Below are 23002 nucleotides of genomic sequence, written 5' to 3' on the forward strand. Positions count from 1 at the left end.
TTACGCATTATATGTTTTGGGGCAAGAATGGATTTAAAAATATATCTCTCCAAGGATATTTTCGTAAGGAACGCCTTTTTCAATCAGCAGATCACGTACCTCCACTACCATCAATGCTTTACCACACAGGTAATATTTAACATCGGGTAGCTTTTCAATCCCCGCCAGGTAATCGCTTACCCGCCCGGGAACCACATCGCACGACGATTCGCGCGAGCAACACCTGATATAATTCTCGCCCAAGGCCCATTCCAGATCGTCTTCAAAATAAAACTGGTTGAGGTAAGCTACGCCGTGAATCAGTTTTTTATTTTCGCCCAATCCCGAGCGAAACATGCTGTAAAAAGGGGCTATTCCGGTTCCCGTGGCAATCCACCAGGCTGCTTCGTTTGTCCCCAAAAATCCACCGTAAGGCTCCGAAACTAAAATTGTATCTCCCGGAATTACTGCAGAAAGTTTTGGCGTTAAGTATCCATCTTCCTTTATGTTGAAAAGAACCCTGATCTCTTCTTCCTGGTTACCGCTGCAAATACTGTAAATACGTGGTGCTTGCACAGTATCGATCGCAATTTTTACAACCTGTCCCGGAATAAAATCGGAAGTGCGCTTAAATGAAATGACATGAACGCCCGGTGATATTTCTTCGTTATTGGTGATCACCCGTTCAAAAAGCGGGGTTTCTTTACGTTGTTGCTTTGCCATCTTCAAGAAGTTATTTTTGCAATAAACCCCTAATAACAGCTTTTGTTTACCGCTACTGATTCGTGAAACTGAGGGTTATTACCAGGTTTTCATCCGAAGTCGTATACATATTGCTTACTGTGTAATACAGGTTGATCTCGCCGGTTGTGGTAATTTCGTCGGAATTACCAACCAGGTTCAGCGGTGTTACGTGATGCGCTTTTAGTGTAATTTTTTCAGGAGCGTCGAGCCCAACGCCCGGCTGCAACAGTTCCAGTTCGTAATCGATGTCGGAATTATTCGTAATATTTACCACTTTGTTGGTGCCGTTTGTCAGCCGTAAGGGTGCTTGCGGAAACTTTAACGATGCAAAAAACAAGGGCTCAAGCAGCGACGATTTTCCCATTAAAGTATTATCGAAATAAACGGCCGTTCTGCCGCTAAACAAAGCTTCCTTAATTCCGCCTTCAGTGCGGCTCTTTGCAAAAACCAGGGTTAATGGCCGGTGTCCTCGGTCAACGTCCATTGGCCCGTGTACATCAGAATTGGCAAACATGGTCAGCTTCTTTTCGTTGGCCCAGTCGAGTGCTTCCGGGTAATATTCTTTGCTGTTGTAAACCTCTATTCCATGCAGCATTTTATTCCGGAGCAGGTTTGTATGTTCATCGAACCAATTTGTTGTATCGGGTTGTTGAGCCTTCCATCCCGGGTGGTTCCATAGAATAAAAGCACCCTGGTCGCGGGCTTCTTTTATGGCGTCGTTCACGTCTTCGCGATCGAGCAGATTAGCATTGGTAATAAACAAAGCATTTAAATGCCCCGGTGGCATGCTCCTGGTAATTTCGGCGGCACGTACCAGCAAAATATCGAGCTGTTTCGCTAATGGGCTGGCAATTTCGAACGAACGGTTGTGATCGGCCACCACATCTTTTGAATGTGGCCGATATTCAATGTGGTCGGTAATTGCAATTGCGTCGAGTCCTTCATTCCAGGCTTCCTCAACCCTGACAGTCGGCCACACGGTTCCATCCGAAAAAACAGTGTGCATATGAAAATCGCATTTTAGTGTTTTGTAACCGCTGATGTCGGGCACTGCAATAATCCTTCGCGATTGCGCATTGGCTACTTGAACAGCAAACAAAACAACGAACAATAAACATAATTTTCTGAAGTACATAACAGAATCCTTTATAGGTAAAATATCACCTCAAATATCTTTTAAAATAAACAAGATGAAAAGATTATTGCATTATTTTTTTATGATTTGTAAATCAATGGTTAATTTTAGGAGATTTCTAGATTGTTTTATAATTTTTTTAAAAAGATACTTGTCTGTTTTGAATTTAATTCAGATTTTTACACCAAATTATTATGGAGAAACTATTTAAAAATGCGGTGAACCAAAGCCAGGCGGTTGAACAAAAAAAAATCGCCAACAAAAAGTACATCCTTAGAGCGATTTACTTTAACGGGCCGCTTTCAAACTCTGAGCTAGCCAAGCGCATTAAACTGAGCACCCCGAAAATCAACAGTCTTTTACTCGAACTGATCGACGAAGGTTTGGTTAAGGAACTGGGCAGGGGCGATTCAAGTGGCGGCCGCCGGCCAAATATTTACGGACTGGTTGAAGACGGTTTCTTCGTAGTTGGTATTACCATCAACATCACCCGCACCATTATTTCCATTTTTAACAGTTGTAACCAGGAAGTTAGTGGGCCACACTATTTCCCGATAAAAATGGAGTCGGACTTTGATATTTTCAAGCAGGTGAATGAAAAGCTCGATGAAGTAGTTAAGGCAAGCAACATTCCGGCCGATAAAATTCTGGTGGCCGGTATCGAAATTCCGGGGCTGATTAACCTGGAAGCAGGAACCAACCTTACCTATTTCCCCGGAGTTGATAATTTATTCGAAGAACTGAAAAAGATTTTCGGAATCCCGGTATTTTTTAACCACGACACCAAAGTACGCGCACTTGCTGAGCAACATTTTGGCCTGGCAAAAGACAAGAAAAATGTGCTGATGCTGCAAGCCGACTGGGGTCTTGGTCTTGGCATTATAATGAACGGCAAACTGTATTCGGGCAAGTCGGGTTTTTCGGGTGAATTTGGGCACATTCCGCTGGTTGACAATGGCCCGCTTTGTGTTTGCGGAAAACAGGGCTGTCTGGAAACCGTGGTTTCGGCAAAAGCCATTGCTCGCCAGGCACGCGAAGCCATTCAGGAAGGCAAATCTTCGCTGATTAAAGAACTCGTTCAGAACGACCTGGATAAAATTGATATAACCGTGGTAATTAAAGCTGCCAATGCGGGCGACCAGTTCGCTATTTCGCTGTTCTCGGAAGTAGGAAAATGGCTGGGCCGCGGCATCGCTTTTTTAATACAAATATTTAATCCCGAATTAATTATAATTAGCGGGCAGGTAGCTGTCGCCAATCAGTTTATACTGGCACCAATCCAGCAGGCAATAAATACATACAGCAACAGAGATATCAGCAACGATTCTGAAATTAAATTCTCTGAACTGGGTTCGAAAGCCGGAACGATGGGTGCTGCAGCTTATGCCTTGGAGCAAATTTCGAAGCAGAAAAAATAAAGCTAAGCGTAGCTTTGAATGGGCTTCCAGCTGTTTCGTATTTGAATAAAGTTCAGAAAAATATAGAAATTAAATACTCATGAAACACAATTTAACAGCAGTTGAAGAAGCATTCTTAAAAGAAACGCCTTTACAGGAAATCTCAACAAAGACACCTTACATTGCAACCGACAGTTTCCCAAAACTGGGCCTGTTGTCTGCACTAAGTTTCCTGGAGTGGGTATGTAAGAATCCGCAGGGTGTGGTAAGTCTTCCAACCGGAAAGACAGCATCATATTTTCAGCATTACACCCATTTTTTACTCGATAACTGGGACAATAAAAAAGGTAAAGAACTGCTTGATAAATACGGACTTTCGGGAGTTAAAAAACCTAGCTTAAGCGGGCTTTCGTTTGTTCAAATGGGTGAGTTCTTCCCCATCGATCCAAAACAACACAACAGTTTGTATAACTACGCTGTTGAGCATTACATCAAAGGATTCGGATTTGATAAAGACAATTCGTTGCTGATTAATTCTGAAGAAATTGAACTGCCGGAGGGAAAACATTTCTCGGAAGTTTTTCCCGATAATAGTATTGATCTTTCGCTGCGTTACCGCGAGGCTAAAACTGCACAGGAACAGCTTCAGAAAGCATCGATCTTTAAAATTGACGACTGGTGTACGTCTTACGAAAATAAAATCAGGGAGAAAGGTGGAATCGGATTCTTTTTAAGCGGAATTGGCCCCGACGGACACATTGCATTCAATACGCGCGGAGCGGCACATTTTTCGTCGACCCGACTTACCGAGACCAATTTCGAAACCCAGGCAGTAACCGCTGTGGATTTAGGTGGAATTGAAGTTTCGAGAAACCGCCTGGTGATCACCATTGGTTTGGGAACGCTGCGTGCAAACCCCGAGAATAAAGCAATTGTATTTGCAGCAGGTGAAGCTATTGCCGATGTAATCAAACATTCGGTTGAAGACAAGCCAAGCGTTTATTACCCGGCTACTTCTATTCAATGGCTGAAAAACGCGCGTTTTTACTTAACCGAAGGCGCGGCAGTAAAATTGGAAGACGCTGTTGATTGCTACTACAAATGCTCGCCCTGGAACCATCAAAAAACGGAACGCGCAGTTATTGAACTGTGTAAAAAGATAAACAAATTCGGCTCGAAACTGGAGCTCTCGGATTTGAAAGCCGACAAGTATTGCAGCATGATTCCCGACCTGAATGAAAATACGGTTCAATCGGTAATCGATTCTATTCAGGCCAAACTGAAAAAAGGCATGGAGCGGGAACAAAACCAGGTGTATTACCACACCGGTCCGCACCACGACGATATTATGCTGGGAATTATGCCTTCGACCAACCGTCAGTCGCGCGATGCCAGCAACGAATTACATTTTTCGGTACTTACATCGGGCTCAAATGCAGTAACCAATTCTTTCGTTTACGATCTGCTGGTTGAAACAAAAGAATTACTCAACCAGGGCAAAATTGAAATGGTGAACTTCCCCGATTTCTTTAAAGACGGGTACAAATACAAGTGGGACAAAGACATTTACCACTACCTCGACAGTATTGCCGAACAGAACGACGAAGAAAAACGTCGTGGTGTTTGTCACCGGACTGTTAGAGCGCTGGTTACCATTTGGAAGGTTAAAAACGTGGAAGAATTGCGTGAGGCGATCTACGAAGTACTGACCATTTTGAAAAATAGTTACGATGGTGGCATTAATCCGCCAAAAGTTCAGCAACTGAAAGGAATGATCCGCGAATTCGAGGAAGAACTGGTTTGGGCGCATTACGGAATTATGGTGAAAAATGTACATCACCTGCACCTTGGTTTTTACCGTGGCGATACCAGCTTCGAGAAGAACGTTCTTCCGATTCTCGAAGATTTCAGAAAATATAAACCTACAGTGATCAGTCTGGCGATGGACCCACAGGGAAGTGGACCGGACACGCACTACAAAGTATTGCAGAACATTGCCAAAGCAGTTGAAGCCTGGAACGAGGAAGAAGACCTGAGCAAACTACGTATTGTGGGTTACCGGAATGTTTGGTTCCGTTACAATCCCTGGGATGTTGAAGTGCTGGTTCCTGTTTCGCTGAACTCGCTGGCAACGCTTGAAAAGTCATTTAAAGAGTGTTACATCACCCAGGTTAATGCATCTTTCCCAAGTTATCAGCTCGACGGCGCATTCAGCGATGTAACGCAGCGGGTTTGGGTAGAACAACACAAACAAATCCAGTTACTCTTGGGTAAAAACTATTTTTACCAGAACGATTCACCACTGCTTCGCGCCACTCACGGGATGATCTATCACCGTGAATTGACTGTAGAACAGTTCCTCGCAGAATCGCAGAAACTGGGTAAAGCAATGGAAAATTAGGCATCTAAACAATTCATAAAATGCAATTAGTAATTCATAAAAACTACGACGAACTCAGCCAGTGGGCTGCAAACCATATTGCCGAACGAATCAACAATTTTCAGCCAACAGCCGAAAAGCCATTCGTACTTGGCCTGCCAACCGGATCGACTCCGATTGGTACCTACAAAGCTTTGATTGAACTGAATAAAGCCGGTAAAGTTTCGTTTAAAAACGTAGTAACTTTCAATATGGATGAATACGTTGGCATTGCCAAAGATCACCCGGAGAGCTACCATAGTTTTATGTTCGGGAACTTTTTCAACCATATCGACATTCAACAAGAGAACATCCACATTCTGGATGGAAACGCAAGCGACCTCGATAAAGAATGTGAAGAATATGAAGCCAAGATTGCAAGCTTCGGCGGCATCGAACTTTTCCTGGGTGGTATGGGCGCCGACGGCCACATAGCATTTAATGTTCCGGGATCGTCGTTGCAATCACGCACCCGTTTGGTAAACCTTAACTACGATACCATTGTAGCTAACTCGCGCTTTTTCGATAACGACCTCGCACAGGTTCCGAAACAGGCGCTGACTGTGGGTGTTCAAACCGTAACAGATTCACGCGAAGTGCTGATTCTGGTAAATGGTTATAAAAAAGCACGTGCCCTGCAAAATGTAGTGGAGAACGGCATGAATCACATGTGGACCGTTTCGGCACTGCAGGTTCACCCGAATGGCATTATTGTTTGCGACGAAGATGCTACTATGGAACTAAAAGTAGGAACAGTAAAATACTTTAAAGAAACTGTTTAAACCAGTTATACTTTTTATAAAAAGAAACAGCCCTGACTGAACGTCAGGGCTGTTTTGATTACAAGTAATCCCGAATTGATGTGTTGAAACACGAATCGAAAATACATTTTTCTTTGTTCACAAACAACATGTTTTATGAGCAATATTTATTGTTTTTTTAGCCGCAACAGGAAAGGGTTTCAGGGCTTATTTCGAAGGTAAATTTTGTTGCATGGGTTTTACCACAACCTCTTTTTCACACGAGGGGCAATTGTAAATTTCGCAACCGGTACACGCAAAGCAATTGCTACATACTCGTGTTACATCCAGGTTCGAAAATTCAAAACCACAGTTTTCGCAGCGGTAATATTTTGCTTTCTTCTGTCCAAGTGCCATGACAAGTATTAAACAAACGATTTGCCGATCCTCAAAATCCCAAACATAATAACCAGCGTAAATATGATTGCTGCTCCCGAAGGAATATCCAGAAAGTAGGATATAAACAATCCGGAGATGGTGCCGATAAAGGCAAATACCGATGACAGAATCAACAGTTTCTTAAAGTCTTTGGTGAACAGGTTGGCCGAGGCCTGCGGAATGGTTAATAGTGAAAGAATCAGAATTATACCAACCACACGGATATTCAATACCACCGTTAAAGCGATTAAAATAATAATGAGGTAGTTGAACAGGTTTACCGGTAAACCGGCGGTTCGTGCAAACTCCTCATCGAAAGCGATGTACAGAATTTTGCTGAAAAACAATACAAAGAATCCGATGATCACGACATTCAAGCTTAACATCCACCAGAGCTCGGAGTTGGTTACCGTAAGTATATTTCCGAAAAGATAACTCATCAGGTTGGGTGTGTAGCCGGGTGTCATAAAAACGAAAATAATACCCAGCGCCATTCCCAGCGACCACCAGATAGCAATCGAGGAATCTTCACGAATTTCGGCAACCTTGGTAAAAAACTGAATACCCATGGCTGCGGCTACTGCAAAAAGGACAGCCCCCAGCAAAGGATTAAATCCGAGTAAAAAGGCAAGGCCAATTCCTCCGAAAGAAGCATGTGTAATTCCACCGCTGATGAAAACAATCCGTCGTGATACAATGTAGCCACCGATTATTCCACACGAAATACTGGCGAATACGGCAGCCAGAAATGCTTTCTGAAAAAAATCGTAATTAAAAAGTTCAACAAGTGCGCTCATATCAATGGTGGTGCTTTAGTACAGTGTGTGGTATTTGTCCGTGCGAGATAACCTGAATCGGACAATTATAGGACTCCAGCTGTTCTTCAGAAATCTGGTTACTTGGGTGATAATGCAGGTGTTTGTTAACGCAGGCGATGGTTTTTACATGGCTCGAAATCGTTCCCACATCATGCGACACCAGAATGATGGCGATTTCCTTATTCAACTGCAATAATTTCTCGTACAACTCGCCTTCAAAACGGTTATCAACAAAGGTATCCGGTTCGTCAAGAATCAGCAGTTTGGGATCGCTTATCAGTGCCCGGCATAAAAACACACGTTGCATCTGACCTCCTGAGAGCTCACCAATTGCTTTTCGGCTAATACTCAACAGGCCCATATCATCTAAAAGTTTCTCGGCCGTGGCCTTTATTTCCGCTTTCGAACGACGTTTATTCTGCATGATCGCCCCTGAAAGCACGACATCCAGTACCGTGATCGGAAACTTCCTGTCGATGTAACGCACCTGCGGCAAATAACCTATCGGTTGTTTCCTTTTGTGCAGGTCTTCACTAAACGTAACTTTACCTTTATCAGGTTTTACCAGGCCCAGAATCACTTTAAGCAGCGTTGTTTTTCCACCACCGTTAGGACCTATAACCCCCAAAAAGTCTTTCTCATGTACTTCAAGGTTGACATTTTCCAATACCGGTTGTTTGTCGTAACCAAAGGTCAGGTTCTCTATTTTTAAAAGTTGCTCCATTAAAAATTAGCTATCAACGTGTCTGTCATATCGCGCAGATTTTTCTCCCACTCAGGATTCAACGGCCATACCTGAACGATTTTTCCTTTAATCTCGTCAGCAAAAACACGTGCGTGTTCGCGGTCGAATTCACTCTGAATATAAATCACCCTGATGTTTTCCTTGTTGGCCATATCAACCACCGATTTCATATGTTGCGGAGTTGGTTCTTTACCTCCTGTTTCCAGCGAGTACTGATCCAATCCGAATTCGCGGGCATAATAAGAAAGACTCGGATGAAATACGATAAACTTCCTGCCCTTGTATGGTTCAAGTTTTGCCCTTAACTCCGCGTCGAGCTGATCGCACTCTTCTGCAAATTTCTTATAATTCGCCGTATATTCTTCTTTCTTTTCAGGATTTAAAGCGACCACTTCATCCAAAATGGTTTTCGACATTTTTTTTACCATTAGCGGCGCCAGCCAAACGTGCGGATCAACACCGTCGATATGCATATGATCGCCATGTTGCTCCATTTTGTCAGCAATTAAATCGAGTCCTTCCGAAATATTGATCACCTTCATCTTTGGATTGGCTTCGGACACCTTGTCTTTCCAAGAGTGTTCAAACCCGATGTAACCTATGCGGAACCAAACTGCAGACTTTGAAATGTCTTTCAACTGCGATGGCAAAAGGGTGTAGGCGGCAGGACTTGAACCCGGAGGAATAAGTACGTTCACTGCGAAATCGTCGCCAACGATTTTTTCGACAAATGTTCGCTGTGGCAAAATGCTAACAGTAATTACTTTGCTCTCTGTTTCGGCCTGCTTCCCCTTTTGGTTTCCACACGACACAAAAAATAATGCGGCTACTAATACAATCAGTATCTGTTTCATGAATCTGTAAATTTAATTGTTCCTCTTAGAACAACAGTGTGCAAATTTAGTTTTATGTTTCTGAAATGCGGTTTTAAATGCTCACGACTTTTTATTTCGCTCTGCTTTTGGCGGCACCGGATCGTATCCTTCGGTCCCCCAGGGATGGCAGCGCGATATCCTTTTGGCAGCCAGCAGAAATCCTTTAAACGGTCCGTGAATTTTGATGGCCTGCACTGCATATTCCGAACAAGTTGGCACATGCCTGCACGATGCCGGAGTATACGGCGAGATCCCGTATTTATAAATATAAACCGGTACTAAAAGTATCCACCCCAGGATTAAAAACAGTTTTTCCTTTAGTTTTTTCATTCGTGTTGCCAACCAAAAACTTTGCCTGATTTTATTAATTCAGGAAAATTAACAACAATCTATCTTAAAAAAAGTTAAGAGCCCCTTTTATTAAATATAAATTACCTGAATAGCCCTTTATTTCCATAGAGAATTCTATAATATTTTTAATTTTGCTCAAGTACAGTTAAAAGCTCACTCTGAAAAATTAAAATAATAGTTACACGATGAAAAAAGTTACAATTGGTGTTGATATCGGTGGAACAAATACGGCCATTGGCGTAGTTGATGCCGAAGGAAACGTAATGGTTAAAGACAATATTTCAACTCCCTCGCACGGAGATATTGATCTGTACATATCCGACCTTGCCACAGCTATAAAAGAACTCATAAAATCAGTAAAACTCCTGAACGAAGACATCGAAATTATGGGTGTTGGAATTGGTGCTCCAAATGGTAATTACTATAGTGGAACCATTGAATATGCTCCAAACCTTTCGTTCAAAGGTATGCTACCTTTTGTTAAATTGTTGCGCAAGCATTTTCCGGATATGGAAGCCATTGCTTTAACCAACGATGCCAATGCTGCTGCCCTTGGTGAAATGATTTACGGCGGTGCCAAAGGCATGAAGAATTTTGTAATGTACACTCTGGGAACAGGAGTTGGCAGCGGCGTTGTTGTTAACGGCGATTTGGTATATGGTCACGACGGTTTTGCAGGAGAGTGCGGACACACCACACTGATTCCGGGAGGAAGACTTTGCGGATGTACTGCATTGGGTCACCTGGAAGCTTATTGTTCGGCACCGGGGATGAAACGTACTGCATTTGAATTAATGGCGCATTACAATGCTACCGACAGTTTACTGGCCGATAAATCGTTTAAGGAACTCGATTCGAAAATGATTTATGAAGCAGCTGAAAAAGGCGATAAAATTGCACTCGAAGTTTTCGAAAAAACGGGCGAATGGCTCGGACAAGGTCTGGCAGATACTGTTCACCACCTGAGTCCTGAAGCAGTATTCCTGTTTGGCGGCCCGACTGCCGCAGGCGATTACATTTTTACGCCAACCAAGAAAAGCATGGAGAAACACCTGCTTCCGATCTTTCAAAACAAGATCAAAATTCTTCCTTCGAAATTGAAAATGGGCGATGCAGCCATTGTTGGTGCAAGTGCATTGGTTTGGAAAGAACTGGAAAAATAGCAGTAAAATAGTGTACTGACAGGGCGGGTTTCTTCGGAAATCCGCCTTTTTCATGCCTGTATTTTAAGGCTCAATTCTGTTTTGTACCTTTAGCCAATGAGTCGGATTCTAAGCATAGCTTTCTTTATTTTTGGGTTGATCCTGTCTGCCAAAAGTCAGGATATTTTTCTTGGAAACGACGACCTTGTCAATCAGGAAAAGAAAGCGTTCTTGAACAGGCAAATATTTGCGGAGAGTGGCGCCTACAACGAAACCGATTTTATTTATCAACGTATGGAATGGGAAATTGATCCGGCCATTCGGTTTATTTCAGGATCGGTAACGTCGTACTTCATCAACAAAACTGAATCGCTCGATTCCATCCGGCTCGATATGCACCAGAACCTTGTGGTCGATTCCGTGGTTTATCAGCAACAAAATCAACCTTTCATCCATTCAGGCAACAAATTAAGATTAGCTCTTCCTGATTCTCTTGCAGTAGGAGAAATCGATTCATTTAAGGTGTATTACCACGGTGTTCCAACAAGTTCGGGTTTTGGATCATTTGAAAACAGTACGCATGGCCCCGATCAAACTCCCGTTTTGTGGACACTATCGGAACCATACGGAGCCATGGAATGGTGGCCCTGCAAACAATCGCTGGCCGATAAAATCGATTCGATCGATATTATTGTTACCACGCCTGAAGCCTACCGAACTGCAAGTAATGGTATCGTAATTTCCGATGAAATTAAAGATAGTAAGCGCATTATGCACTGGAGACACCGTTACCCGATAGCTACGTATTTGGTTGCAATTGCCGTGACCGATTACGTCACTTACTCCGATACGCTTCATTTAGATGATGGCCGCAGCATTGATATCCTCAATTATATTTATCCTGAAAATGTGGAAACGGCAAAACCACAAACGGCAAGAACGGCTTCCATCATGCAATTGTACAATGAGTTGATTGGAGAATATCCATTTGCTGATGAAAAGTATGGGCACGCCCAGTTTGGATGGGGAGGTGGAATGGAGCACCAAACCATGAGTTTTATGGGCGCTTTTAATCTCAGATTGATCGCTCACGAGTTGGCGCATCAATGGTTTGGCGACTACATCACGCTTGGAACCTGGCAGGATATCTGGCTAAACGAAGGCTTCGCTACTTATTTACATGCGCTGGCTTACGAAAATTTAGCTCCTGAAGAATGGCCGATTTGGAAACAATCGAGTGTGACAAGCATAACCAGCAATACCGGAGGTTCAGTATTTGTTGATGATACAACTTCAGTCAGCCGCATTTTTAATTACCGGTTGTCTTATCAAAAAGGAGGCTATTTGCTGCACATGTTGCGGTGGGTACTCGGCGATGAAGACTTTTTTAAGGGATTGCGAAGCTATTTTTCAGATCCTGAAATTGCCAATGGTTTGCCACTAACGACCAACTGGTTGCACATCTTGAACAGGCCGGAGACACTACATTACAGGAATTCTTCGATGATTGGTACTACGGCCAGGGCTACCCGACATACGCCCTTACCTTTTGGAAAAAAGAAAATAACAATGTAGAAATACTCCTGTCGCAAACTCCTTCCCATTCATCGGTAGATTTTTTTGAGATGCCGGTGCCCGTGCGTTTGTACAACTCAGATCGTACGCTTTCGGCCGATTTCAGATTAAACCACGTGGAAGACAACCAGTTATTTACTGTTAACCCGGGATTTGAAGTGGCTGAAATTGAATTGGATCCCGATTACTGGTTGATCTCCAAAACAGCTCAGATTGTTTCTGCTCCGGAAAAAACACAAAAAAGGGAACTCCATATTTATCCCAATCCTGGTACAGGCGAATTGAACCTCTCGCTGTCCAATTTCGAACAAATTCAACGATGTTCCATTTATTCGACAGACGGTGGATTGATGAAGATTTTTGACGGCTCCAGTAAAAAACTGGATATCACCGATCTCAGTTCCGGCACGTACTTCATAAAAGTGGAAACCGACAAAACTACTTACCGGGAGAAATTGGTTAAATATTGAGCTACCAATTAAACTTGATGGTCTGTATCAAATCAGGATGCAGGCTCAGTGGAACCGGGCTGGTTCCGGCAACACTTTCAACAATTTGCTTTTCTTCTTCGGAGTAATTTTTCTTCGGGAAATGAAACTCTACGATTACCTCAGCAACACGTCGCGGATCGGATGCCATGATTTTAGTCACCTCTACCTTTGTGCCTTCAATATCAATGTCATTATCGCGTGCTTTTATTCCCATGATCGTCATAATGCAACTTCCCAAAGCGGTAGCCAGCAGATCGGTAGGTGAAAAGAATTCGCCTTTCCCACGGTTGTCGACAGGTGCATCGGTAATTACTTTGTTACCCGATTGCAGGTGCTCATTTTCGGTGCGTAAGTCACCCAGATAAATGGTTTCAATTGTGGCCATAGTTCTACTTTTTTCAACTAAATATACAATAATCCGGAACATACAAATAACCTGCTCACACTTAAATCGCAATTCTAAATTAGCGCTCAACCACTAATTAATAGAAAAAGCTATGCCGTTTTTCCTATATTCGTGTTACCAACTTAGAAAAATGTAACACCATGTCGGTTTCGCGTTTTGGAGTATCCTTAGATGAAGAGTTGCTGAAAGCCCTGGATAACTATGTTTCCGACAACGGCTTTTCGAACCGCTCGCAAGCCATTCGTCACCTGATTGAAAAAAACATGGTGGAAGAAAAATGGAAATGCGACAACATTGTGGCCGGTGCGGTAGTACTGGTTTTCGAGCAATCTAAAACTGAAATACTTAAAAGATCCTCCGAAATAAGTTCTGCTTACAAAGAGTATGTTCTCTCTTCTCAGGGGTTTTACCTAAACGAGATTAATTACATGGAAATTATAGCCGTGAAAGGCCCTTCGAGGATCCTTACTGAAATCTCTGACAAACTGATCAGTATAAAAGGAATTCAACACGGAAAACTGGTAATGAGTAAAGCCGGCTAATTTTTTTACTTAACAAGTAACACTAAATCTTAAAAAAGTAACACGAAAACTCGATGACAAATAAAATCTACCCACATCTACTGGCAGTTTTACTGCTAATCTTTGGAGCCAAAAAACTGGATGCACAAACATTTTCAATCAGCACTGATACCGTTCAAATTGATGAAATTGTAGTGACAGGAACACCGGTAAGAGTAACCCGGAATAGCGTTCCTATGGCGGTTTCCGTGGTTAACCGGGCTCAAATTGAGGCATCCGATGAATCAGCTATTTTACCGATTCTGAACGGACGTGTACCCGGATTATTTGTAACCGAACGTGGTGTAACAGGATTTGGAGTGGCAGCCGGTTCTGCCGGACAAATCAGTATTCGCGGTATTGGAGGAAATCCAACTACCGGAGTTTTGATGTTGATTGACGGGCATCCGCAGTTTATGGGAATTATGGGACACCCCCTGCCCGATTCGTACGTTGCCTCGGATGTTGAACGCGTTGAAGTCATCCGCGGACCAGCATCCATTTTGTACGGTTCGAATGCCATGGCTGGTGTGATCAATATCATCACCAGAAAACAAAATAAGGACGGTTTGCATGGCAATGCACGACTTTCATATGGTTCGTACAACACCCAAAAATACATGGGCTCTGTTGGATTTAAAAAGGATAAATTCAGTGTTTTTACATCGGTCAATCACGACCAAACTGATGGTCACCGGCCACATTCCGATTTTAAAATCACCAATGGTTATTTAAAGGTGGGCTACAATTTCAACGAACATCTTTCGGCATCAACCGATTTCAGCCTGGCAGTGTTCGACGCAGCCGATCCCGGCCCTGACACTTTGAATGCAACGCCAGGTCAGGAAATCGACATCACCCGTGGTTACTGGGCTTTTACCTTGCTAAACGAATATGAAAAAGCATCAGGAGCTCTAAAGCTATTTTACAACTTTGGGGAACATGAAATTACCGATGGCTTCCATTCTACAGATCACAACTACGGAATAAACCTTTACGAAGCTTTCAAACTGTTTAAAGGAAATACTTTAACAACCGGTTTCGATTTTATGAATTATGGCGGGCTGGCAGAAAATACCCTCGCCATGCAAGGAAACGGAATTCAGTTTGCCGATACCACACTCAACGAAACAGGACTTTATGCTTTTACCCAACAGGAATTAGGCAAATTGATACTGAACGCAGGATTGCGCTATCAGCGCCACAGTACTTATGGTGATATTTGGATACCATCGTTTGGTTTTGCTTATGGCTTTAACAAACAAACAACGTGGAAAGGAAATGTTTCAAAAGGATTCAGGAGTCCAACCATGCGTGAACTGTTTATGTGGGGACCAAATCCAAACCTCGATCCTGAAAGCATCTGGAATTACGAAATAGGTATTTCCAAAACTTTTTTTGACCAGCTGCTTCAGGCAGAACTAACACTATTTTATGTTGATGGAGATAATTTGATTATGAATGTGGGACCACCAAATGGTTATTTAAATACAGGTGAAGTTTCGAATAAAGGTGTTGAGCTTGCTTTACAAGCTGAACCTACAAAACGCTTGTCGCTGGAAGCCACATACAGTTACATTGATATGAAGACTCCTGTGTTTGCAACACCGGAGCATCACTTCTACCTGAATGCAACTTATAGATTGAAGAAATTACAGTTGGCAGCCAATATCCAGCAAATTACCAACCTGGATAATGATCCTTCACCGGTTGTGAATAAAGAGAGTTATACACTGCTTAATGCAAAAGCAATGTATCAGCTCACTAAAAACCTGAAAGTGTATGTAAGCGGCGAAAATCTGCTTGATATGAGCTACGAAGTAAACCGGTATTACACCATGCCCGGAACAACGGTATTTGCCGGGCTAAATCTTGCATTTTAAAACTGAAAATTATTTCCCTTGAAGGTCATTTCTGAATGAGGTACGAACACAACGGAAACCAACATACGATTTCGAAGTATCCTGGTATTCGTAAGTACGGGTAGAAGTTTGAATAAAATAAGCGATATCTTTCCATGAGCCACCTCTGATCACCTTTCTTTTCATCACTGCGGGATCATCAGGACGAGCGTTGTATTGAATCTCAGGATTCATATCGTGAACAGTTTCGTAACCGGCTTCAAAATATGCTGTTGAAGTCCACTCGGCCACATTACCGGCCATATCGTAAACACCGTATGGATTCGGATCGAAGGTACCTACTTTCATGGTTGTTGTTGATGTTTCACTATCGGCCACGTAATTACCACGGTTGGGCTTAAAGTTGGCTACAAAACAACCATTAACATTTCGGGCATAATAACTTCCCCAGGGGTATTTGTTGTTCATCATCCCACCTCGGGCAGCTACTTCCCATTCCGTTTCGGTGGGCAAGCGGAAATCGTGTGGTGGTTCCTCTTTAAAACGTTCAACTTCAAAACCTTTCAGATCAGTACGCCAGTCACAGAAAGCCTTAGCTTGTTTCCAGGTAACTCCCACTACGGGATAGTCATCGAATGCAGGATGAGAAAAATATTTGATGGTAAACGGTTCGTTGTATGTATATGCAAAATCGCGGATCCAGCATAAAGTATCCGGATACACAGGTACCGACTCACGCATTAAAAAAGAGCTGCGGTTTTGAATAGGAACAAGTTCCCCTTTTTCATTTACAACATTTCCTTCGTAGCGTTGCGTTTCATAATTGTAGGCATTACTTCGTTTGGCAGCCTGCTGATAGTCGACCCAGTAATATTCATAAACCAGTTTACGCGTATCAATCGACTTTTTAAAATTGAAACGATCCTGCTCAGGAAGATAAAGTTCTTCCATGGCATTTTGGTATTCAGGATCACCCCATTCAATGCGTTCGTCCCAGTTTATTTCCGGCGGATCGATCGGATTGCCATAATTGTCTTCGGTGATTAGAAAGTCAGTGTAAGTTTGTCCCAGCAATTCCCGGGCTTTCTTGTCGCGAACCCAGTATACAAACTGACGGTACTCGTTGTTGGTTATTTCCGTATCATCAATCCAGAATGCTTCTGTTGAAACACGTTTATTTGGAGCATAACCTTTCAATTCGTCGTCGTTGGCTCCAATATTAAACGAGCCCCGGTCGATGTAGACCATGCCATACGGAGTTGGTTCGAAGTACTTTTTCCCGGTTCCCTTACCCAGAGTGAGGTATTGGTTTTGGGTATCCTTTGCACACGACGATAACAACAGCGATGTTGTAATTACAATTACGTATGTTATCCATCTTTTCATGCAAATAATCGGGCTAAACTCCGGTAATTAAAACGTAGTGGTATAACTTAAATTGTTTCAAAAAAAAGCCTTATGTTCCCATAAGGCTTAACACTATCATATTGTAGTTTAATATTCCCAAAGATCTTGTTCGAAGTTGAAGATCTTGTCTTCAATTTGTTTCGATTCGAGCATGGCATTTTTCCCAATCAGATAGGCACTTATATCACGATTGTTGTACATGTTAGATTCCTTAATGATATAGCTGTTAAACATTCTTTTGATGAAAATATCATCAAAACTTTGTTGCCGTGCATCGTTGTATGGATTCAGAGCCAGGTTGGTAGCCAAAATAGGTCGGGCTTCAGGGAAATATACCCAAAACAACTTCTGACGTTGTACTTGCCCTGAAGTATCTCCTTCGCGCATGTATTCGCGGATAGGACAAATACCAAGAATGCGTACATGTAGTGCAGAGGTTTGTTTGTCGAAATACCATTCTTCTTTTAACATGTACTGCTTAATTTCATTAGGTCGAATTTCGCCCTGAACGGTAACTATTTCACGCTCACCGGTATCGAAATTGATTTTTTCCTGAGGTCTAGCTTGTGCTCCAAAACGCTCTTTTACCTGCGCATAGCTCATCGGAATTTTAAAGTCGTCATCAGCCTGTGCATCCCAAGGTGTCAGCTGTCCATTTTCGATACCTTGCAACAGTAGATTAATCAGGTTAATACGACCTTCCATCTCATGAGTAGGATAATACAAGGGAATATTCATTTTCTCGCGCAAATCAATAATGCGCCAGATCTTTTTCGACCAGAACACATCTGCCTCCCGCACCGAAACCAGCGGCATTGGTTTTTTCTCGTAAATGTCGTTTTGCTTGTATGCACCGTTAACGATTTGAGCATCGGCCTTATTTCCCATACTAAATACAAGTGCAACAACTCCAATATAAATAAGTAACTTCTTCATAACTTCTTATTTTATCATAAACGTGATAGGGTCGAGATCTCTTGTGGTCCCGTCATCTCCAACAGCTTTTATATCGCCAATATATATACGGGTATTGACATTCACCCTGCTTAATGCAGTTTTCTGTTCTTGCGTAAAGCGGTTTCCTCTTGCAGGATAACGGTTGGTAAAACCGCCTGCTCCCGGAGTTTCAAGTGTAAATTCGGTAACGGTGTACTTAAATTCAAAGTCGAAATCTTTAAGCACTGCTGCTACCCCATCCTGAATAGCCAATACTTCTTTACGAATATTTCCACCTGATGATTGAGCTACTTGAGCTACAGGATCCGGCACCTTTTTAACACGCCAGTTTGTTGTACCAATCAATCGGCGTTCGCCATTAATGTCGGCATAAACCGTTACCTTGGTTTTTCGTCCTTGTTCGTCCAGTTCTTCAGGCTCAATCAGATAATCGGTACCACTTCTTGTTATTTTACCATTTGTCATGGTAACAGAAAGATTTTCACTAGGAATCGCACCACCACTTACTTCGAATGGATTCTTTAAACCTTTGTAGAACACATTCATTTTAGTGGCCGACATGGTAACGTTAGGTTGAACAACCTGGTATTCTTCTTCAAAAGGATAGCTCTTAATAATTCCTCCCGGAGTTTTGTATTTGATCAAACCGCTCCATTTAAAGGTTCCGGCTTTATCAGTAGCTCCAAGGTAGGTTGCTTTTCCGTCTTTAACTTCTGCCGAACGACCGTTGATAATAATTTCAGGAGCCTGTGTAGTATCTTCAGCTGCCAGAATTACATCAGCTTTGTATTCATCGCCCATCAGTACAACATTGGAGTTTGGCAAAACCATAGCCCCTAAACGGTTGAATTTGAATGAGCCGGCATCGATTTCGGCATAAAGATATTTTACCACGTTCGATTCCGAGTTTTTAACATCAATCTGAATTTTTGATAGAAGTGTTAATACCGCTATCAAAGGTTTATTTTCGAAATGCTCGGATTCCCAGGACATTTTTTCTTTGCCGGATTTCAGGTTACCTTTTGGATCAGCAGTTTTTAACTCACTCAGAATCGTGCTTTTTAATTCTTCATTGTCATCACCGAGCGTCTCAATCAAGAATGCTCTGTATGCTTCAATCTTTTGCTTCAGTTCACTTGCCCGAGCTTGTGTGATCAGAAATTCGGAGGGACCATTCAGGTCATCAACCTTACCAATTTCAAGCGTATCACCTTCAATGGTAACGTGCGAATAATCTTCAGCAGTTAGTTCATTATCGCCGTTAACAGGTTTACTTCCTGAATACTTTACTAACTCATCTTTCAAAGTTGAAACATAGTCAACCATTTCTTTCGATTGTTGTTTCACTGCATCCGCCTTTTCCTTCCAGTCTTTTACCTTGGTTGGATTTTCGGCATACGCCTGATCGAAAGACAAGTACATCTGAGCATTTTGCATTTCTACAGCATCGAGGGTCTGCAGAAGGCTTGAATTAACAACCCTGAATGACTCCAGCACCTCAGCAGCAACGTTTAACGCCAACAACGCCGTGAGGACGATGTACATCATGTTTATCATTTTTTGCCTCGGGGTTTCCGGGCAATTCTTTGAACCCATATGCTAATTCTTCAGGATTTTATTTTTTATAACTCATAGCACCCAACATATTACCATAAATGGTATTTAGGGCTTCGAGATTCTTATTCAGTTGCTCTGCGTTTTCCTTATATTTCTTCAACTCTTCAACCGATGATGTCAATATCGAATTCATCTCAGACATGTCCTTATTGAACTTTTGACTGGCACTAAACTGTGCTTTGGTATCCGCCAGCTGGCTCTCGAAAGTCGAATTCAGCGAATCCATACTCTTATTGAGCTTTTCGATATTCATGGCATACGCCTTCGAACTATTTCCAATGTTATTTAGTCCCTCAGAAATTATTTCGTTCGACTTATTGTATGTTTCCGATAGTTTCGAACCGGTCTGTGTAAGATGCGTAGCAGCATCGGAATAGGAATTGAGCAATACAGAAACCGACTTGTCGATCGATTCGTTTGCTTTCGAATTTATTTGAGCAAAAGTACTCATCGATTCAGAAGCCGATCCCAGGTTTTTAACATACATATCGGTGGCGAGTGTGGCCGATGAAATATCACTGATTCCACGCGCAGTATTACTCAACTCGTTTAAACCTTTACCAACTTTATCGAGAAGTTCAGGTGTAAGTTCAGATCCTCCCAGCAACTGGTCGAGTCCTTTTTTAGGCTTGAGATCTTCCAGTTCTGCCAGTTCGTAATCTTCCCTTAGTTCAGGGTATACTTTTCCCCAATCCGGTATATCAACCGATGGTTCAAAAGCAGAGAGAAAGAAGATCAGTGCTTCCGTGGATAAACCAATGGTAAGCAACAGGCCGGAATACTGCCAGTGTTCGAGTTTAAACAAGGCTCCGATAAGTACGACTGAGGCTCCCCAGCCATATACGTAACCCATGAAAGTTTTCCAGCGTTTAGTTTTAAAGAGTTCTCCGAGGTTCATAATGGAATGGTATAAAGTTATTACATTTTTGTTCTAAAATTCTTCACCAAAGGTTGAACGCACACAACGGAAACCGATGTACGACTTGGTGGTATCCTGATATTCGTAAGTACGGGTTGAAACCTGTGTAAATTGCGAAATATCTTTCCACGAACCTCCTCTGATCACTTTACGTTTCATTACCGGAGGGTCGTCTTTTCTTGCATTGTAAGTAAATGTTGGGTTCAGGTCGCTGAAGTAGTTGTAACCGGCTTCATCGTAAGCAGTACTGGTCCACTCAGCTACGTTACCCGACATATCGTAAAGACCGTATTCATTCGGATCGTAACTACCAACTTTCATGGTTGCAATAGCACCATCTTCTACATAATTACCACGAAGTGGTTTAAAGTTGGCCAGGAATACTCCTTTGTCATCGCGTGGGTAGTAACCTCCCCACGGATACATCGAGAATTCTTTTCCACCTCTGGCAGCATACTCCCACTCAACTTCGGTAGGCAAACGGTATTCCATCAGAGTTGGCTCTCCTCTTTCTTCAAGAAAATCGGTTTGAAATTTGGTACGCCAGTTACAGAAAGCATTCACCTGTTTCCAGGTTACTCCAACAACCGGGTATTCATCGAATCCCGGATGAGAGAAATACTTCATAGCGAGAGGCTCGTTGTATGAATACGTAAAATCCCTGATCCAACATAGTGTATCGGGATAAACATGCACCTGGTCGCGCATCACAAAAGAAGAACGGTTCTCGATCGGTACGAGATTACCGTCAATATTGTAAACATTACCTTCGTAACGTTGTGTTTCGTAATTGTATGAATTGCTGCGTTTTGCTGCCTGGTTCAGGTCGACCCACCAATATTCGTAAACCAGTTTACGGGCATCAAATTCTTTTTTGCCAAAAAATCTTTCGTTTTCCGGAATATAAAGATCTTCCATGGCCATTTGATAATCCGGATCTTCCCAATCGATTTTTTCTTTCCAGTTAATTTGCGGAGGATCGATCGGATTTCCATCACGATCTTCGGTAATCAAAAATTCCGGATATTGTTCTCCTAACATTTCACGAGCCATTTTCTCGCGCACCCAGTGCACAAACTGGCGGTATTCGTTATTGGTGATTTCAGTATCATCCATCCAGAAAGGCTCCTGTGATACTGTTTTGGTAGGAATTCCAGCTCTACTTGCGTCCTGATCGCTCGGCCCGATATTAAAACTCCCCCTGCGGATGTAGACCATTCCGTAAGGTTGCGTTTCTCTGAATCGCTGCCTTTTTTGTACTCCAACCAGCTCTCCGTTTCCTCCTTGTCCTCCTCCAAAACATCCGGATAGACTGATTACCAGAGTGAATACAACTGCAATTAATAGTAGTTTTTTCATAGTTCTTCTTTTTACGATCGTGGGTCTGCTTTTGTAAAAAACATTATGCCAATAAAATAATAAAATATTAATGTTTAATCCAAACGCCAGGTTTATTTCATTGTTTTTACAAAAACCTAATACTCTTATACTTTTGATTACGACTTCGCTCCAAATCAATGGAATAACTCACAAAAAACTCCTGTGAGGTCCGGCCATTATTTCCGAGCGCCGATGTAACCAGGTCGAAAGAATAGCCAATTCGTAATCCATTTATCAATTCAACTCCCATTAACAGGGAAACGGCATCCTGAACACGGTAACTCAAACCTGCCCAGAATTTATCGTTATACACCACATTTGTGTTCAAATCGATCTGCCACGAGGCCAGATCAGACTTCAACAGAAAAGAGGGCCGCAACTCAAATAACGGATCTGTCAGCGATATATTGTAACCTCCCATTAAATAAACGTGCCTTACCAAAAAATCAACTGCCAGATCATCATACTTCACTTCCCCCTGATTAAGGTGAGTTCCTGAAACACCTAAATAGTATTTATTGGTGTACAGGTAGGCTCCCAATCCTACATCAAAGGTTAGCTGACTCGATTCCTGCTGCGGGATGAGGTTGTCACCTGTTCCTCCTTCTGAATTATTCAACACATCATCAGGTGAAGTCCAGCCTTTATCAGGATTAATATTGAAATTATAAACACCGGGAGAGACTCCGATTCCGAGTGTTCCGAAACGGGTTTCAACCTTATATGAATAATCAAGGTTGATCCACATGTTGTCGTAATATCCGTACTGGTCGCTCACAATATTAATTCCTAATCCACCAGGTGCTCCAAATGCATTTATAGCGGCATCAACGCTAAAAACCAATGTCTTTGGTTCTCCTCCTCCATATCCAACCCACTGGTAACGATTTAAAAGCAGTCCGTTAATTGCATCCTCTGCGCCGGCATAACCCGGATTCACCCCCAACTTATAAAACATATTGTTGGTATATTGAGGGTCTTGCTGACCAAGTACCGCGATATTAACGAACATTAAAAAATATAGAAAAGAAACACTTTTCCTCAT

General features: G+C 42.4%; 22 protein-coding genes. 8 read left to right on the forward strand and 14 right to left on the reverse strand.

The window, feature by feature from the left end:
- Positions 1 to 33: 33 nt before the first annotated feature.
- Together HFD85_RS13335 and HFD85_RS13340 are read right to left on the reverse strand one after the other, a co-directional pair.
- Entirely contained in the window at positions 34 to 702 is a 669-nt protein-coding gene (locus tag HFD85_RS13335) for a ferredoxin--NADP reductase (RefSeq protein ID WP_167610553.1), read from the reverse strand.
- A gap of 52 nt (positions 703 to 754) precedes the next feature.
- Positions 755 to 1858 carry an Sb-PDE family phosphodiesterase gene (locus HFD85_RS13340; RefSeq protein ID WP_167610556.1) on the reverse strand — a complete coding sequence of 368 codons (1104 nt, stop codon included), beginning with the start codon at positions 1856 to 1858 and terminating at the stop codon, positions 755 to 757.
- A 194-nt stretch (positions 1859 to 2052) separates the two neighbouring features.
- On the opposite strand from HFD85_RS13340, the gene HFD85_RS13345 reads away from it, so the two are divergent.
- The 3 genes from HFD85_RS13345 (at position 2053) to nagB (ending at position 6456) form a co-directional block, all read left to right on the forward strand.
- Positions 2053 to 3276, forward strand: a complete 1224-nt coding sequence (locus HFD85_RS13345) for an ROK family transcriptional regulator (RefSeq protein WP_167610559.1) — start codon at positions 2053 to 2055, stop codon at positions 3274 to 3276.
- Between the two features lie 79 nt (positions 3277 to 3355).
- Positions 3356 to 5656: a glucosamine-6-phosphate isomerase gene (locus HFD85_RS13350; protein ID WP_240925049.1), complete on the forward strand. Its 2301-nt coding sequence runs from the start codon at positions 3356 to 3358 to the stop codon at positions 5654 to 5656.
- A gap of 20 nt (positions 5657 to 5676) precedes the next feature.
- A complete protein-coding gene (gene nagB, locus HFD85_RS13355) occupies positions 5677 to 6456 on the forward strand; it encodes a glucosamine-6-phosphate deaminase (protein WP_167610562.1) in 780 nt (259 codons plus the stop codon).
- A gap of 186 nt (positions 6457 to 6642) precedes the next feature.
- Here nagB and HFD85_RS13360 read toward each other — a convergent pair whose 3' ends face one another.
- The 5 genes from HFD85_RS13360 to yidD all read right to left on the reverse strand — a co-directional run bounded on the left by HFD85_RS13360 (position 6643) and on the right by yidD (position 9620).
- The gene (locus tag HFD85_RS13360) at positions 6643 to 6831 is read right to left on the reverse strand and encodes a hypothetical protein (RefSeq protein WP_167610565.1); all 189 of its coding nucleotides are present in this window, start codon (positions 6829 to 6831) and stop codon (positions 6643 to 6645) included.
- An 8-nt stretch (positions 6832 to 6839) separates the two neighbouring features.
- Positions 6840 to 7649, reverse strand: a complete 810-nt coding sequence (locus tag HFD85_RS13365) for a metal ABC transporter permease (RefSeq protein ID WP_167610567.1) — start codon at positions 7647 to 7649, stop codon at positions 6840 to 6842.
- A 1-nt stretch (position 7650) separates the two neighbouring features.
- A complete protein-coding gene (locus HFD85_RS13370; RefSeq protein WP_167610570.1) occupies positions 7651 to 8394 on the reverse strand; it encodes a metal ABC transporter ATP-binding protein in 744 nt (247 codons plus the stop codon).
- Positions 8394 to 9269 carry a metal ABC transporter solute-binding protein, Zn/Mn family gene (locus HFD85_RS13375; protein ID WP_167610573.1) on the reverse strand — a complete coding sequence of 292 codons (876 nt, stop codon included), beginning with the start codon at positions 9267 to 9269 and terminating at the stop codon, positions 8394 to 8396. The genes HFD85_RS13370 and HFD85_RS13375 overlap by 1 nt, the downstream gene beginning before the upstream one ends.
- Before the next feature lie 81 nt (positions 9270 to 9350).
- Positions 9351 to 9620 (reverse strand): membrane protein insertion efficiency factor YidD, encoded by a 270-nt coding sequence (yidD, locus tag HFD85_RS13380; protein ID WP_167610576.1) that lies wholly within the window; start codon positions 9618 to 9620, stop codon positions 9351 to 9353.
- A gap of 206 nt (positions 9621 to 9826) precedes the next feature.
- Here yidD and HFD85_RS13385 point away from each other — a divergent pair, with 206 nt between their 5' ends.
- The 3 genes from HFD85_RS13385 (at position 9827) to HFD85_RS13395 (ending at position 12828) form a co-directional block, all read left to right on the forward strand.
- Positions 9827 to 10804 carry an ROK family protein gene (locus HFD85_RS13385; protein ID WP_167610579.1) on the forward strand — a complete coding sequence of 326 codons (978 nt, stop codon included), beginning with the start codon at positions 9827 to 9829 and terminating at the stop codon, positions 10802 to 10804.
- A 96-nt stretch (positions 10805 to 10900) separates the two neighbouring features.
- On the forward strand, positions 10901 to 12358 hold the full coding sequence (locus HFD85_RS13390) for a M1 family metallopeptidase (protein ID WP_167610582.1): 1458 nt from the start codon (positions 10901 to 10903) through the stop codon (positions 12356 to 12358).
- Positions 12359 to 12408: 50 nt separating this feature from the next.
- Positions 12409 to 12828, forward strand: a complete 420-nt coding sequence (locus tag HFD85_RS13395) for a T9SS type A sorting domain-containing protein (RefSeq protein WP_167610585.1) — start codon at positions 12409 to 12411, stop codon at positions 12826 to 12828.
- Position 12829: 1 nt separating this feature from the next.
- Here the strand turns inward: HFD85_RS13395 and HFD85_RS13400 are convergent, their stop codons facing one another.
- Positions 12830 to 13234, reverse strand: a complete 405-nt coding sequence (locus HFD85_RS13400) for an OsmC family protein (RefSeq protein WP_167610588.1) — start codon at positions 13232 to 13234, stop codon at positions 12830 to 12832.
- Positions 13235 to 13395: 161 nt separating this feature from the next.
- On the opposite strand from HFD85_RS13400, the gene nikR reads away from it, so the two are divergent.
- Together nikR and HFD85_RS13410 are read left to right on the forward strand one after the other, a co-directional pair.
- Positions 13396 to 13797, forward strand: coding sequence for a nickel-responsive transcriptional regulator NikR (nikR, locus tag HFD85_RS13405; protein WP_167610591.1), 402 nt, complete (start codon positions 13396 to 13398; stop codon positions 13795 to 13797).
- A 53-nt stretch (positions 13798 to 13850) separates the two neighbouring features.
- A complete protein-coding gene (locus HFD85_RS13410; RefSeq protein WP_167610594.1) occupies positions 13851 to 15698 on the forward strand; it encodes a TonB-dependent receptor plug domain-containing protein in 1848 nt (615 codons plus the stop codon).
- Positions 15699 to 15707: 9 nt separating this feature from the next.
- Here HFD85_RS13410 and porK (HFD85_RS13415) read toward each other — a convergent pair whose 3' ends face one another.
- The 6 genes from porK (HFD85_RS13415) to HFD85_RS13440 all read right to left on the reverse strand — a co-directional run bounded on the left by porK (HFD85_RS13415) (position 15708) and on the right by HFD85_RS13440 (position 23002).
- A complete protein-coding gene (gene porK, locus HFD85_RS13415) occupies positions 15708 to 17063 on the reverse strand; it encodes a T9SS ring complex lipoprotein PorK/GldK (RefSeq protein ID WP_167610597.1) in 1356 nt (451 codons plus the stop codon).
- A gap of 108 nt (positions 17064 to 17171) precedes the next feature.
- Positions 17172 to 18020 carry a type IX secretion system ring subunit PorN/GldN gene (porN, locus tag HFD85_RS13420; RefSeq protein ID WP_167610600.1) on the reverse strand — a complete coding sequence of 283 codons (849 nt, stop codon included), beginning with the start codon at positions 18018 to 18020 and terminating at the stop codon, positions 17172 to 17174.
- 6 nt (positions 18021 to 18026) lie between these two features.
- On the reverse strand, positions 18027 to 19637 hold the full coding sequence (gene porM / locus HFD85_RS13425) for a type IX secretion system motor protein PorM/GldM (protein WP_277345455.1): 1611 nt from the start codon (positions 19635 to 19637) through the stop codon (positions 18027 to 18029).
- 19 nt (positions 19638 to 19656) lie between these two features.
- Positions 19657 to 20511 carry a type IX secretion system motor protein PorL/GldL gene (gene porL, locus HFD85_RS13430; RefSeq protein WP_167610605.1) on the reverse strand — a complete coding sequence of 285 codons (855 nt, stop codon included), beginning with the start codon at positions 20509 to 20511 and terminating at the stop codon, positions 19657 to 19659.
- A gap of 78 nt (positions 20512 to 20589) precedes the next feature.
- A complete protein-coding gene (porK, locus tag HFD85_RS13435; RefSeq protein WP_167610610.1) occupies positions 20590 to 21936 on the reverse strand; it encodes a T9SS ring complex lipoprotein PorK/GldK in 1347 nt (448 codons plus the stop codon).
- A 106-nt stretch (positions 21937 to 22042) separates the two neighbouring features.
- Positions 22043 to 23002, reverse strand: coding sequence for a PorP/SprF family type IX secretion system membrane protein (locus tag HFD85_RS13440; RefSeq protein WP_277345456.1), 960 nt, complete (start codon positions 23000 to 23002; stop codon positions 22043 to 22045).

This window comes from Maribellus sediminis, from assembly GCF_011799805.1.
GTDB lineage: Bacteria > Bacteroidota > Bacteroidia > Bacteroidales > Prolixibacteraceae > Draconibacterium > Draconibacterium sediminis_A.

Bases quoted from the DNA above. Each gene is read 5' to 3' on its own strand.
- HFD85_RS13335 (WP_167610553.1), bottom strand. From the start codon at position 702: ATGGCAAAGCAACAACGTAAAGAAACCCCGCTTTTTGAACGGGTGATC.
- HFD85_RS13340 (WP_167610556.1), bottom strand. From the start codon at position 1,858: ATGTACTTCAGAAAATTATGTTTATTGTTCGTTGTTTTGTTTGCTGTT.
- HFD85_RS13345 (WP_167610559.1), top strand. From the start codon at position 2,053: ATGGAGAAACTATTTAAAAATGCGGTGAACCAAAGCCAGGCGGTTGAA.
- HFD85_RS13350 (WP_240925049.1), top strand. From the start codon at position 3,356: ATGAAACACAATTTAACAGCAGTTGAAGAAGCATTCTTAAAAGAAACG.
- nagB (WP_167610562.1), top strand. From the start codon at position 5,677: ATGCAATTAGTAATTCATAAAAACTACGACGAACTCAGCCAGTGGGCT.
- HFD85_RS13360 (WP_167610565.1), bottom strand. From the start codon at position 6,831: ATGGCACTTGGACAGAAGAAAGCAAAATATTACCGCTGCGAAAACTGT.
- HFD85_RS13365 (WP_167610567.1), bottom strand. From the start codon at position 7,649: ATGAGCGCACTTGTTGAACTTTTTAATTACGATTTTTTTCAGAAAGCA.
- HFD85_RS13370 (WP_167610570.1), bottom strand. From the start codon at position 8,394: ATGGAGCAACTTTTAAAAATAGAGAACCTGACCTTTGGTTACGACAAA.
- HFD85_RS13375 (WP_167610573.1), bottom strand. From the start codon at position 9,269: ATGAAACAGATACTGATTGTATTAGTAGCCGCATTATTTTTTGTGTCG.
- yidD (WP_167610576.1), bottom strand. From the start codon at position 9,620: ATGAAAAAACTAAAGGAAAAACTGTTTTTAATCCTGGGGTGGATACTT.
- HFD85_RS13385 (WP_167610579.1), top strand. From the start codon at position 9,827: ATGAAAAAAGTTACAATTGGTGTTGATATCGGTGGAACAAATACGGCC.
- HFD85_RS13390 (WP_167610582.1), top strand. From the start codon at position 10,901: ATGAGTCGGATTCTAAGCATAGCTTTCTTTATTTTTGGGTTGATCCTG.
- HFD85_RS13395 (WP_167610585.1), top strand. From the start codon at position 12,409: ATGCCGGTGCCCGTGCGTTTGTACAACTCAGATCGTACGCTTTCGGCC.
- HFD85_RS13400 (WP_167610588.1), bottom strand. From the start codon at position 13,234: ATGGCCACAATTGAAACCATTTATCTGGGTGACTTACGCACCGAAAAT.
- nikR (WP_167610591.1), top strand. From the start codon at position 13,396: ATGTCGGTTTCGCGTTTTGGAGTATCCTTAGATGAAGAGTTGCTGAAA.
- HFD85_RS13410 (WP_167610594.1), top strand. From the start codon at position 13,851: ATGACAAATAAAATCTACCCACATCTACTGGCAGTTTTACTGCTAATC.
- porK (WP_167610597.1), bottom strand. From the start codon at position 17,063: ATGAAAAGATGGATAACATACGTAATTGTAATTACAACATCGCTGTTG.
- porN (WP_167610600.1), bottom strand. From the start codon at position 18,020: ATGAAGAAGTTACTTATTTATATTGGAGTTGTTGCACTTGTATTTAGT.
- porM (WP_277345455.1), bottom strand. From the start codon at position 19,637: ATGGGTTCAAAGAATTGCCCGGAAACCCCGAGGCAAAAAATGATAAAC.
- porL (WP_167610605.1), bottom strand. From the start codon at position 20,511: ATGGGTTACGTATATGGCTGGGGAGCCTCAGTCGTACTTATCGGAGCC.
- porK (WP_167610610.1), bottom strand. From the start codon at position 21,936: ATGAAAAAACTACTATTAATTGCAGTTGTATTCACTCTGGTAATCAGT.
- HFD85_RS13440 (WP_277345456.1), bottom strand. From the start codon at position 23,002: ATGAGGAAAAGTGTTTCTTTTCTATATTTTTTAATGTTCGTTAATATC.